The following is a 12880-nucleotide window of genomic DNA, read 5'->3' as shown; positions in this document are numbered from 1 at the left end:
CGCGTGGCTCGGGAACGACGCCCCGCCGGCTCACTCCCGGGCGATCCGCCGCCGCACGTCGGGCACCTGAGCGGGCCCCGGCTGCCACGCGGCCACCCAGGCCAGATCATCCGGCGCCGGGGCGATCACGCCTTCTTCCAGGAACGCGTACCTGCCGGCGAGGACCCGGGACGCCGCTGTCACGTCGAGCCGGTCGGTGTTGTCCCACAGCGCCGCGAAGAGCCGCTCGGCGCGCAGCCGCGACTGCCGGCAGAACAGATCCGCCAGTTCGCGGCCCTCGGGACGGGACTGCTGCTCGGCACGGGCGCGGACGCAGACGGCCGACATCGCGTAGAGCTCGGCGCCGATGTCGACGATGCGCCCGAGGAATCCCTGCTTGCGTTCCAGCCGGCCCTGCCACCGCGACATGGCGTAGAAGGTGCTGCGAGCGAGTTTGCGGGAGGCGCGTTCGACGTACCGGAGATGGTGCGCAAGCGGTCCGAACTGGCCGTATCCCGCCGGGTTCTGACCTTGACCGACGGCGAGCGTGGGCAGCCAGCGGGCGTAGAACGCGCCGGCACGCGCCCCCGCGCGGGCCTTGCGGGCGAGCGCGGCGTCCGGGTCGATGATGTCGCCGGCGACGGAGAGGTGCGCGTCGACCGCCTCCCGCGCGATCAGCAGGTGCATGATCTCGGTGGAGCCTTCGAAGATGCGGTTGATGCGCAGGTCACGCAGGATCTGCTCGGCTTCGGCGGCCCGTTCGCCGCGGGCCGCGAGGGAGTCGGCGGTCTCGTAGCCGCGGCCACCCCGGATCTGGATCAGCTCGTCGGCGACCAGCCAGGCCATCTCGCTCGCGAAGAGTTTCACGAGAGCCGCCTCGATGCGGATGTCGTTGCTGGCGTCATCGGCGATCAGGCAGGACAGATCCAGCATGGACTCCATCGCGTACGTCGTCGCCGCGATGAACGCGATCTTGGAGGCCACCGCCTCGTGGCTGCCGACCGGCCGGCCCCACTGCACGCGATCCGCCGACCATTCCCGGGCGATCGTCAGCGCGCGTTTCCCGGCGCCGACACACATCGCCGGCAACGAGAGCCGCCCGGTGTTCAGCGTCGTCAGCGCGATTTTGAGGCCCTTTCCCAGACCCCCGATCACATTCTCTTCCGGTACGAAGACATCGTGGAACCGGGTGACGCTGTTCTCCAGCCCGCGCAGTCCCAGGAACTCGTTGCGGCGTTCGACGGTGATGCCCTCGGCGTCGCCCTCGACCACGAATGCCGTGATGCCTTTCTCCGGCACCCGGGCCATCACCACGAGAAGGGTCGCCAGCGTGCCGTTCGTCGCCCACAATTTGACGCCGTTGAGCCGATAGCCGCCCTCGACCGGTTCGGCGACGGTACCCAGCCGGGCCGGGTCGGAGCCCACGTCCGGCTCGGTGAGCAGGAACGCCGACACCTCACCGCGTGCCAGCCGGGGCAGGAAAGCCTTCTTCTGCGCCGGGCTGCCGAACAGTTTCAGCGGCTGCGGAACACCGATCGACTGATGCGCGGAAAGCAGCGCCGCCACCGACGCGTTGACCGATCCGGTCAGCGTCAGCGCCTTGCAGTAATGCAGATTGGACAGGCCCAGCCCGCCGTACTCCCGGTCGATCTTCATGCCGAAAGCGCCGAGATCCGCGAGGCCGAGCAGCACATCATCCGGGATGCGCGCGTCACGCTCTATCTGCGGTCCATCCACCTTCGTACGCAGGAAAGCCCCGAGCTTCGCCAGGAACTCGTCGGCATCGGGGCTCGGTGGTTGATCAGGTCGGGGATCGATCAGGTCCAGTCGCAGCCGGCCCAGGAAGAGCTCCTTGCCGAAACTCGGTTTGCGCCACTCGGACTCGCGGGCCGCCTCGGCGGTCTGCCGCGCCTGTTTCTCGGTGACCTGTGTCGTGGCCATGGCGATCCTCCTTGACCTCGTCCACCCGTCACCGTACCGGTCATTGTTACCGGAAGGTAGCCGCCTGATCACAGGATCATCGCCCGGCGGTCACTGGCGGCCGCGTCCTCCCTCAGCTCCCGGTGAGGACGGCGAAGACCACGACCAGCAGGAACACCAGGACGGCACCGGCGACGAGGGGCCAGACGCCATGGTCGACCACCTGGCCGGACGCCTGGCCGGACGCTCGACCTGGCACCTGACCCGGCACCTGACCCGGCACCTGGCCTGGCACCTGGCCTGGCACCTGGCCTGGCACCTGGCCTGGCACCTGGCCTGGCACCTGGCCTGGCACCTGGCCGGCCGCTTGGCTGGCCACTTGGCTGGCCGCGCGAGTAGGCGACTCTCCAGACATTGCCGACATTTCGGAAATGTCGGATGTAGACGAGGTGGCGAGCGGGCGGACAGCGGGCGGCAGGTCCAGCTCGATGCCGTCGGCGGCCAGCTGACGGCGCAGCGCGGTCATGCCCAGCAACCGGACCGCCTCCGCGTCCTCCGCCAGCTGCGCGAACGCCGCCAGCGCCGCCGCCGGCACGGCATCGGGAGGGAAGCCGCCGAGCAGGTGTTCGATGGTCGGCGCCGTGCCCGCGGCCGGTCCGAACATGGCGCCGACGAGATCGCGGAGGACGGGCACGGCTTCGGCGGGCGTGCGGGAGCGCAGGAGTACCGGCAGGAGGAGCTGATGGCGGCGCATGGTCTCGCGTACGAGATCAGCCTCGTCCCCCGCGGCCCGGACCCGGCGCAGATCGCCGATGAGCAGCTCGGTCAGCCGCGGGGTGTCGGTCGACGACGTGGCGATCATGGTGATCAGCGTGGGGCCGGCGATCCCGGACAGGATCAGCGCGATCGTCGGGTTCCCGGCCGTCTGCGGGACACCGAGGCCGCCGACCACCCGCAGCAGCCCGATCCGGCGCTTGATCTGGTTGTCCTCCGGGTAGTCGCGGATCTCCTCGAGCGCCGCCTCCACGGCCCGGTGGATCGACTCGTGGCCGGGTGCGAGCGCGGCGGTGGCGGCGGCCAGCTCGGCGGATCGCTGCGGCACCAGGATGATCCGTTCCACGGCGACGTCGGTCAGCCGGCCGGCGAGGTCCGGGCACAGGTCCCGGCCCTCCGGCCCGGCCCAGTCGGTCAGCACCGCGGTGAGGTCCCGGTCGGTGAGCCGGGGTAGCAGCCCGGCGAGTTCGTCGACGATCTTCGGCTGGGAGACGTACGCCAGCTCGGCCTCGGTCAGCAGCGCCCGGCCGGCCCGGCAGAGCAGGGAGTACGGGCTGTTCAGCACGCCCGGCGCCACCTGCGCGTCCCTCTCCCAGGCGGCGATCTCCTTCGGTCTGGCGAAGACCGCGGGCGGCCGGACCGGGCCGATCGCGCGCAGGCTGCCCCGGCGGTACGCCTCGGTGTAGGTGGCGAGGAAGTCGTCCTCCGGGGGCTCCCCGCTCAGCCGGATCCGGGTACGCGGCGACTCCCGCTCCGGGTCCGGCTCACGGTCCAGGAAGACGACGCGCGGTTCGAGGTCGTCGGACGTGCCGAAGGTCCACGGGAAGTACGCCGGTCCCAGCAGATCGATGAGGCCGCACAGCACCTCGGCCGTCGGCACCGCGCCGGCGATCACCGACAGCGGCGTGCCGGGGTCGTCGAGCACCACGCGGAGCAGCTGTTCCACCGGGCCTGGGGCGATCTCACGGGCGCGCCGGCGTACCAGGCGAAGACCGCGCTCGGCATCCTCGGCGATCTGCGCGGCATCCAGCGTGCCCAGCCGCCCGGCCGGCGGCTCGTCCCGGGCCCACCCGTGCCAGTCGATCAGGCCGAGGGCGATCTGCGCGCCGAGATCCTCGGGCCGGCCGATCAGCACATGGGCCGTGCCGGACGCCAGCCGCCGCACGACCGCACCCGATCCGCCGCTCTCCAGGTAGGAGAGTCCGGGCCGGTCACTGGCCGGGAGACGGGCCCGCCAGGCACTGGTCTCCGCCTCGTCCAAGGACGATGCGTCGCCACCGTCGCCCTGGCGGAACACGAGCTGATGCACGGTCATCCCAGCGCCCCGGCTCCCCTCACGTCGGCACTCCATCCTGCCAAGGGTCGATCACTCGTGGCGGCCCGTGTTCAGATGGCGCACAGACGGCATGGATCGGACGTTCCGCTGATGGCAGAGATCCGCTCGCGCGGACCAAGATGGACCGTGCTCCGATCCACCTCCGCGCGGCGGCTGGCGTTGTTCGGCGGGATCTTCCTGGTCGCCGCCGTCGGACTGGGGATCTTCGCCCTCTCCCGGATCGATGACGGGCTGTCCACCGGCGACCAGGTGTCGAGCATGGTCTCCGGCTGCGCCGGCCTGGTCAGCCTCGCCACGTCGATCGTGTTCGGCGTCCTCACCCTGCGGCAGGACCGGACCGCCCCGGACGAGCAGGCGCTGCTCGACGCCGCGGCCGACACCCTCGCCCAGCGGGTGCGGCGGCAGTGGGAGGACGAGATCGGCAAGCGGCGGCTGCGGCACCCCCGCCCGCTGCGCCTGAGCTGGAACCGGACCGCGCTGCCGGTCGGGCCGCCGGCGTACCTGCCCGAGGAGGGCTCGCTGGTGATCGACGGCGACGCCGGGGAACCGGCTGCCGGCCTGGTCACCGCGTTCCGCCGGCTCCCGGCCCGGCAGCTGGTCGTGCTCGGCGAGCCCGGCGCCGGCAAGAGCACCCTGTCGATGCTGCTCACCGTGGCCGCCCTGCCGGCGCCCGGATCCCCACCCGATCAGCCGGTGCCGGTGCTGCTGGCGCTGGCGTCCTGGGATCCCGACGAGGACCTGCGGGTCTGGGCTGCCCGGGCGGCCGCCGAGACCTACCCGGAGGTGGCGGCGGAGGCCCGCGCCTTGATCGACCACAACCGGGTCCTGCTGGTCCTCGACGGCCTGGACGAGCTTCCCGCCGCGGTGCGCCGGCAGGCCGCCCGCCACCTGGGCGACGCCGCCGCGGTCGACGGCCTGCCGATGGTGGTCACCTGCCGCCGCACCGAATACGACGAGGTGGTGACGAGCGAGGGCCGGCTGCCGCTCGCCGCCGAGGTCACCATCGCGCCGGTCACCGTGGAGGACGCGATCGCGTTCCTCACCGTCGGTGAGCCGGCCGGGGGCGGCCGGTGGGAGACGGTCGCCGAGACGATGCGCACCGATCCGGACGGGCCGCTGGCGACCGCCCTCTCCACGCCACTGATGATCTCCCTGGCCCGGACCGTCTACCAGCCGGCCGTCGCCGATCCCGACACGCTCACCGGTTTCGGCACCGCCGACGAGGTGCGCGACCACCTGCTGTCCCGGTTCGTGCCGACCGTCTACCGCAACTCGGAGATGAGCGCCGAGCAGGCCGAACGGTACCTCCGGACTCTCGCCCGCCACCTGCGGTTCCGGATCCACAGCCCGAACCTGGCCTGGTGGGAACTGGCCCGGGCGGTCCCGGCCGCGGTCATCGTCGTCCCGATGACGGTCCTGGTGGGGCTGGTCGGCGGGATCGCCGGCGCTCTCGTGTGGCCGGGCGAGATGTCGTCGCGGTTCGACGCGGTGGCCGGCTGGTCCTTCGGCATCGTGAGCGGACTGGTCGCCGGGCTGCACGCGGTCCGCGCGGCCCACCAGGACGCCGCGCCCGCACGCGGCCGGCTCCGCAGGGCGGCCACACACCTCGGGACGCTCTTCCGCGACGTGGCGGCCGCGATGGTCGTCACCGGGCTGCCGATGCTCGTCCTCTACCTCCTGCAGCGCTCCCCCACCGACCCGGACTCGTCCGACTCCTGGACCGGGGCGTGGATGATGGTCCTGCTGTTCAACGCCGCGGTCATCTCGGCGGTGCAGAGCCTGCTCAGCACCGGTCTCGGCGCGGTGCGCGGCGCGCTGCCGGTCCGCTCGCAGTGGCGGCTGAGCCGGCTGCCGGGCCGGATGCTCTCCGGGCTGGCGCTCGGCGCGGCCATCGGCGTCGTCTTCGGCATCGTCGTGGGTGTCATCGCCGGCATCCTCGGCATCGACTCCCTGGAGGATCCGACGGTCGGCGCCGTCTGGGGCGTGGTGCTGGCCGGCTGGCCGCTGGGTCTCACGGTGGCGGTCGGCCTGACCCTGGTGATCGGCCTGCCCGTCGGGGTCGGGCTGTGGCTCACCACCCCCGTCGACGACGAGACCACCGTGTCGCCCCGGGCGGTCTTCCGCTCCGACGCCCTCACCTCGCTGATCATCGCGGTCACCGGCGGTCTCGCCGCCCTGGCCGCCGGCGCCACCGCGGTGGTCGCCGAGGTCGACGTCGAGGCCGGCGGCATCGATCAGCTGGTCACCGTCGTGAGCGTCACGTGCCTGCTCGTCGGGGCGCTGCTGCTGGGCGGCGGGGCGCCGTGGGCGTCCTACGCCATCGCCCGGTCCTGGCTGGCGCTCTGGCGCCGGCTGCCGTGGCGGACCATCCGATTCCTGGAGGAGGCGCACGAACGCGAGATCCTGCGCCAGGTCGGCGCCGTCTACCAGTTCCGGCACGACCTGCTGGAACGGTACCTCGCCCGGACCGGACGCCCGCGCCTGACCGCACCCGAGTCGCGGACGTTCGCCGACCCGGCCGACCTGGCCCGTGACCGGCTGCGCCGCCGGCACCAGGCCCGAGCCCACACCGCCGCGGGGCTGATCATCGTGCTGGCCACCGTGCAACTGGTCATCCTGCCCTCGGTGGAGCTGGGATACGACGACAGCGTGGGCGGGCTCCGCAGCCGGCACGCCGCGCTGCTCACGGCGCACGCCGACGATCTGGCCGCGGCCGATCCCGCCGCGTCGCTGCAGCTGAGGATCGCCGCGGCCGAGGTGGACGGTGACGTCAGCTCGCTGGCCGAACTCGCCGCCGTCCTGCGGGTCGGCCAGGACGGCGCGAACGCCCGGGCCCTGCTCGCCGAGGACGTCGTCCAGACCGACCGCTGGCTGCTCACCCACGACGCCGACGGCACGCTCTACGGCTGGGACAGCCGGGCGGCGAGCCCGAGCCCGGTGCCGCTCGGCCGTGGTGACTTCCTCCTGCAGAAGGCCGGCGAGGGCGCGATCCTCACCGAGGGCGGCACGTCGGCGTACTGGGATCTCAGCGGTGACGAGCCCCGCCCGACGCCGCTGCCGATCTCCCCCGTCGACGAGGTGCTGGCCGTGCGCGACGGCATCCTCGTCGTGAACGACCAGTCCGACGTGGCCTGGGCGGTCGACCTCCAGCGACCGGAGGCGGCTCCGCTCGAACTCGGCTCCGGACTCGGCACCGTGCGGGTGCTTCCCGGACGCCGCTGGATCATCGCCCAGCTGTCGGGCGAGGACGGCGGCGACATCTCCGTCGTCGATCGGCAGACCGGGCAGCGAGCGGACCTGCTCTCCTCGAAGGATGTCGTGCTCTCGGCGGAGCTGTTCGGCGCCACCCTGCGCCTGCAGACGTTCGACAAGGAGGTCGAGGCCGGCCTCTGGGATCTCACGAGCTGGCCGCCGGAGGCCGTCCCGTCGATGACGGCCGGCGAGGATCCGGTGTCGGCGGACGGGCGATGGGCTCTCGCCGTCACCGATCGCGACGACGCGCTGCTGATCCGTGTCGGTGGCGCAGCCCAGCCTCTCCACCGTCGGATCATCAACGCCGCGTTCGACGCCGGCGGCGCTCTGATCACGCTCGGCAGCGACGGCGTTCTGCTCCGCTGGGATCTCACCGGCCCCGTCCCGCTGCCGGATCCGCTCGCCACCGGCATCGACGAGGTCCAGTTCACCGCTCCGCAGCCGGCGCTCACCTCGGCCGATCCGGGGTGGAGTACCGGGGAGACGAGCGCGGTGACCGCCGCGCTGGCGGTCAGCAGCGGCGGCCACGCCATCCTCTTCGACCTGCGCGAACGGGTGCCGGGACGGGTCGACGTCCCCGGTGATGTCGTCGACGCCTCGGTGGTGGAGTCCGGCGAGTGGGCGTTCGTCCGTGACGGCGCCGGAACGGTCGGCGTGTGGAACCTGCACGGCGGCGCCCGGCGGGTCGGCGTGGCCACCGGCGTCCCGGAGTCGCTGCAGCTGTCCGACGCGGCGAGGTCGGGCGCCTGGGTCTGGTTGAACGACGGGAACTCGCCCTACCTGTGGTCGCTTCGCCCGTTCCGGTCGCGGCCGGTCTACGACGGCTCCCGGACGCAGACCCGAGCCCTGACGCAGGGCCGGCGCGCGTACCACGCCGGGGGCAACTGGGCGACGTACGCGGTATACGAGGACCGGTTCCTCGCGTGGGGCCCGGGCGGGGTCTCGTACGATCTCGGGTCCTACGTCACCGATCTCTTCCCGGCCGCGAACGGGACCTGGGCGCTGCTCTTCCACGACCGGGGCTACACCCCGGCGACCCGCAAGCTCGTCACGCTCGTGGATCTGACGGTGCCGCTGCCCGCCGAGCCCGCGGATCCGGTCGCCGCCGCGTGCGCCGCCGTCGACGAGATCATGTCGGAGGGGGAGTGGGAGGACGCCACCGACGGCATGCCGTACCACCGGATCTGTCGTCGCTGACCGGAATCGCGAACCGGATCGGTGTTGCGCGCATCAGATCGAGTAGAGGGCCCGCAACCGGCCCAGCACCTCGTCGTGGATCGCGGGGAACGGGCGGGTCTCCGCGTCCGCCACCCATGCCGTGAAGGTGGTGCGGAAGACCGTCACCGCGGTCTCGGCGGCGAGGGCCGCGCTGATCGGGTCGATGCCGCGCTCGGTCAGCTCGCGGGTCAGCGACACCGCGAGCAGTGACAGTTTGAGCAGCTCACGCTCCTGCAGGCCGGCGTTGCCGCCGATCACCGACTGACGGGCCCGCGCCCACGCCCGGCGCTCCTCGCCGAACAGCCGGGCGGCACCGCCGAGCACCGCGGCGACCAGAGCCATCGGATCGGCCGTGCCCTCGGGGAGGCTGTCCAGGAAGGTGCGCTCGAATTCCCGCTGATCGAAGAAGAGCACCTCCCGCTTGTCGGTGAAGTGCCGGAAGAACGTGCGCTCGGTGACTCCGGCGGCCGCCGCGATCTCGGCGACCGTCGTTCCGTCGTACCCCTGGATCTGAAAAAGCTCCAGAGCCGCTTCCTTCAGGCGCTCGGCCGCGCCGCCCTGCCATCGCGCCATGATCCCCATCATAGTGATGTCAGATGCTGACATCAGAGGTGTAGTGTCATGTCAGTAACTGACATCAGTTGAGGGAGTACCACCATGCGCGTGTTCGTCACCGGGGCCAGCGGCTGGATCGGCTCGCACACCGTCGATGAGCTGCTTGCCCACGGCTACGAGGTGCTCGGGCTGGCACGGTCCGAGGCCGCCGCCGGGAAGCTGACGGCGAAGAACGCCACCGTCCTGCGCGGCGACCTCGACGACCTGGACGCGCTGCGCCGCGGCGCCACCGAGGCCGACGCGGTCGTCCACCTCGCCAACAAGCACGACTGGGCCGATCCGGCCGCGTCGAACCGGGCCGAGCGGGAGTCGGTCGAGGCCATCGCGGACGCCCTGGCCGGCACCGCGAAGCCGTTCGTGTTCGCGTCTGGACTGGCCGCCCTCGCGCAGGGCCGCCCGGCCACCGAGAACGACCCGTCGCCCTTCCACGGCCTCGACTCCCCGCGCGGCGGCGCCGAGAACCTGGCCTTGTCGAAGGACGTGAAGGCCATCGCGGCCCGCTTCTCCCCGACCACGCACGGCACCGGCGACCACGGGTTCATCGCGTACATCGTCGCGGCGGCGAAGCGCACCGGGGTGTCCGGCTACATCGGCGACGGCAGCACCTCGTGGTCGGCCGTGCACGTGACCGACGCGGCCCGGCTGATCCGGCTCGGCCTGGAGCAGGCGCCCGCCGGCACCCGCCTGCACGCGGTCGCCGAGACCGTGTCGAACCGGGAGATCGCCGAGGCGATCGGGCGGGCACTGGATCTGCCGGTCACCGCGATCGCCCCGGAGGACGCGGAACAGCACTTCGGCTTCATCGGGCGGTTCTTCGGCCTGGACATGAGCGCGTCGAGCGAGATCACCCGGGCCGCCTTCGGCTGGCGTCCGACCGGCCCCACGCTGGTCGAGGACATCGTTTCCGGCGCCTACAAGGCCGCCTGATCACGGCGTCGCTTCGCCCGGTACGGCAGCACGAACAGGTACAGCCCGGAGAAGAAGAGCAAGGCGAGGGGCAGCAGCGGGACGTACGAGACCCAGATGATCGGGTCCTCCCGTGCCAGCGCCACGGTGGTGGCGACGACCGTCACGGTGAAGGCGATGGCGAGCCAGCGGTGAAGTTGCCGCATCCACTTGTTCATGCCGGTCACGCTATTTCCGCGGGCGTGACCGGCGCTTCTCGAAAACTGACGGGTTCAGATCACCTGCGGTCGTACAGGCGCAGCGTGATCCCCCCGACCCGCCACTCCCCGGCCTCGGTGAAGTCGGCCTCGATCGCGGTGAGGGTCGCCTCGGGCAGCTCGGCCTTCCGCCGGCTCAGGTCGTCCGGGACCATCGTCCAGACCCGCGGGTCGGCGCCGAGCGCCCGCCGCACGTTCGGCCGTTCCGTGGTCCAGAAACTGCCGGCGGCGTCGCGGCCGACCTTGACGAGCGCGTCCCGGGGCGCGCCGGCGCCCAGGTAGTAGTCGGTGGCGATGTCCGCGAACTGCCAGCCGTCGCGTTTGTAGACGATGGCGTCCCCGGGCTGCGCGTTCTGCTCCAGGACGGCGACCGCGGCCCGGTAGTCGATCAGCGGGGCGCCGCGGCCCTCGTGCGACTCGCGGACGCCCTGGTGCTCGGTGAGCGCGACGACGCCGCAGAGGATCACCACGACCAGCGCGGCCCGCCACGGCACCAGGGCCAGGCCGGCGCCGCCGAGCAGGCAGGCGAGCGGGATCAGGAAGAACAGGTAGCGGGGGTGCCAGAGCGGGCTGACCACGGTCATCACGACGAACGCGGCGAGCGGCACGAACAGCACCGCGCCCAGCAGCCGGCCGCGGCGCGACGTGCCGGCGCCGAGCAGCAGCAGCGCCAGCAGCACGCCGCCGCCGGTGGTCGCGCCGCTGACGTCGCTGGCCACCCGGATCAAGGTCTGCCAGTCCGGCGGGCGCGGCGCGGTACCCAGCTGCACCGCCCACTGCGAATTGCCGCGCAACGCCATCGGCAGCAGCGCCGCCCCGGCCACCGCCACCGCGATCCCGGCCCAGAGCAGCAGCCGCCAGTTCCGGCGGCGGATCGCCACGTAGAGCACCGCGACGCCGTGGCCGGCCACCAGCACGATCGCGACCAGGTGCAGGGCGCCGAGGGCGAAGACGGCCAGGCCGTAGAGCACCCAGCGCCACCACCGGCCCTTCCGCACCGCTTCGACGAGCATCAGCGTCGCGGCGGTCGCGGCGAGAGCGGCCAGAGCGTACGGCCGGGCCTCCTGCCCGTATCGCGACACCGCCGGCAGCGCCGCGAACAGCAACCCGGCGAACACCCCGGCGCGCACCGAGAACAGCCGCTCGCCCAGCACCGCCAGCAACCCGGCGGTCGCCGCGACGGCCAGCAGCGACGGCACCCGCAGCGCGATCGTGGAGTTGCCGAAGACCGCCGTCCAGAAGTGCATGAACACATAGAACGGCGTCAGCACCGCGTCGATGTGCTGCGCCAGCCGGGCCATGTCCCCCAGCGACCGCCCGGACGCCGTCACCGTGGCGAACTCGTCGCGCCACAGCTGCGGCCTGTCCAGCTGGATGCTCACCACCACGGCGGTCACCACGGCGGGCAGCAGCCAGTAGAGACGGGCCAGCCGGTCCCGCCGCCGAGGCGGTGCCGGGGGCTGCGGTTCGGACGCCACCGCGGGCGGTGCTAGATCGACTAACGCGCTCACCGCATGGTTATAGGTGTCGATGGTGAACCGGCTGTGAATCTCGCCCGACGCTCAGCGGTCCCCAGGATGCCGGTCAGACTGATCGGCTCCCCTTCTCCGAGATCGAGGTCGAGGCGGACCTCGTCGCCGGGCAGCGGGAAACGGCCGATCTCCAGCCCGCACAGGCCCGGCAGGGTGCCGCTGGACAGCACGTCACCGGGGCGCAGCTGCTCCCCGCGCGCGGCGTACGCGACGACCGTCCCCAGGTCGAACATCGGCCCCGCGGTGCTGCTCCGCGCCCACGTCGCGCCGTTCACCGTGACCGTGCCGGTGAGCTCGCGCCAGCGCGGCAGCACCTCGTCGGCGGTCACCACGATCGAGGACATCCCGTTCGCGAACGTCTTCGCCTTGACCACGCCGCCGAACGTCCCGCGCCGGGTGTCGTCCCACTGCGTGTCCCGCGCCGTCCAGTCGTTCACCACGACGAATCCGCCGATCGCCGCCCGCCCCTCCGCGGTGCCGCAATCCTTCACCGGCCGGGCGATGACGATGCCCAGCTCCAGTTCGAAGTCGAGCACCCGCGCGAACGACGGCCACTCCACCGTCGCCCCGTCCGCGACGAAGGCCCGATGGTTGCCCAGGTAGAACTGCGGGTCCCGGTAGTAGTTCGCCCTCGGTCGCATCGCCGCCGGCACCCGCCCGGTGATCCGCTCGAACGCCCCCGCGACCCGCTTGATCCGGCCCGACCCGAATTCCCTGACCAGCCCCTTCGCCCCGTTGATCATGTGCTCTTCCCAGAGGGCGAAGCACCGCAGCGACCCCGCTTCCAGGGGCAGGCCCTCCGGTCCGCCGGCGGCGATCTCCCGGTACGCCGACCCGAACGTTCTCCCGGCCTCCCGCACGGCCTCGATTCCCCCGCCGAGGAACCGCAGCATGTCCTCGCCGACCACCACCCACGCGCCGGCTGCCTCGTCCCAGCCGACGACCCGGCCGTCCCGCACACCCACTCGCATCGTCACCCCTCCTGAAATCCCGGAGGAACAACGCGCGACCCCGCTCCTGGGCGCTCATTTTCCAAGATCCGCGGAGGGTTGGAGCCGCCACGACGCCGCTCTCCAAGATCCGCAGAGGGC

Annotated in this window: 8 protein-coding genes; 2 read left to right on the top strand and 6 right to left on the bottom strand. The window is 72.3% G+C overall.

What is annotated here, in order from left to right:
• Nucleotides 1-30: 30 nt before the first annotated feature.
• Both EP757_RS24445 and EP757_RS24440 read right to left on the bottom strand, forming a co-directional pair.
• On the bottom strand, nucleotides 31-1920 hold the full coding sequence (locus tag EP757_RS24445) for an acyl-CoA dehydrogenase family protein (protein WP_127549728.1): 1890 nt from the start codon (nucleotides 1918-1920) through the stop codon (nucleotides 31-33).
• A gap of 112 nt (nucleotides 1921-2032) precedes the next feature.
• The gene (locus EP757_RS24440) at nucleotides 2033-3988 is read right to left on the bottom strand and encodes a hypothetical protein (RefSeq protein ID WP_160165873.1); all 1956 of its coding nucleotides are present in this window, start codon (nucleotides 3986-3988) and stop codon (nucleotides 2033-2035) included.
• A gap of 111 nt (nucleotides 3989-4099) precedes the next feature.
• Here EP757_RS24440 and EP757_RS24435 point away from each other — a divergent pair, with 111 nt between their 5' ends.
• The gene (locus EP757_RS24435; protein WP_160165872.1) at nucleotides 4100-8458 is read left to right on the top strand and encodes an NACHT domain-containing protein; all 4359 of its coding nucleotides are present in this window, start codon (nucleotides 4100-4102) and stop codon (nucleotides 8456-8458) included.
• A gap of 33 nt (nucleotides 8459-8491) precedes the next feature.
• On the opposite strand, the gene EP757_RS24430 is transcribed toward EP757_RS24435, so the two are convergent.
• Nucleotides 8492-9052, bottom strand: a complete 561-nt coding sequence (locus EP757_RS24430; RefSeq protein ID WP_127549722.1) for a TetR/AcrR family transcriptional regulator — start codon at nucleotides 9050-9052, stop codon at nucleotides 8492-8494.
• A gap of 84 nt (nucleotides 9053-9136) precedes the next feature.
• Here EP757_RS24430 and EP757_RS24425 point away from each other — a divergent pair, with 84 nt between their 5' ends.
• Complete coding sequence (locus EP757_RS24425) at nucleotides 9137-10021, top strand: SDR family oxidoreductase (protein ID WP_127549720.1); 885 nt, start codon at nucleotides 9137-9139, stop codon at nucleotides 10019-10021.
• Here the strand turns inward: EP757_RS24425 and EP757_RS24420 are convergent.
• Genes EP757_RS24420 through EP757_RS24410 form a run of 3 tightly spaced genes read right to left on the bottom strand, consistent with a single transcriptional unit; the run spans nucleotide 10006 to nucleotide 12760 of the window.
• Nucleotides 10006-10218 (bottom strand): hypothetical protein, encoded by a 213-nt coding sequence (locus EP757_RS24420; protein ID WP_127549718.1) that lies wholly within the window; start codon nucleotides 10216-10218, stop codon nucleotides 10006-10008. The genes EP757_RS24425 and EP757_RS24420 overlap by 16 nt on opposite strands.
• Before the next feature lie 59 nt (nucleotides 10219-10277).
• Entirely contained in the window at nucleotides 10278-11768 is a 1491-nt protein-coding gene (locus tag EP757_RS24415) for a glycosyltransferase family 39 protein (protein WP_127549716.1), read from the bottom strand.
• Entirely contained in the window at nucleotides 11765-12760 is a 996-nt protein-coding gene (locus tag EP757_RS24410; RefSeq protein ID WP_127549714.1) for a fumarylacetoacetate hydrolase family protein, read from the bottom strand. Before EP757_RS24410 ends, EP757_RS24415 begins: the two co-directional genes overlap by 4 nt.
• Nucleotides 12761-12880: the final 120 nt, after the last annotated feature.

It is taken from the genome of Actinoplanes sp. OR16, from assembly GCF_004001265.1.
Lineage (GTDB): Bacteria > Actinomycetota > Actinomycetes > Mycobacteriales > Micromonosporaceae > Actinoplanes.
This window is presented reverse-complemented; position numbering and strand designations above follow the sequence as displayed.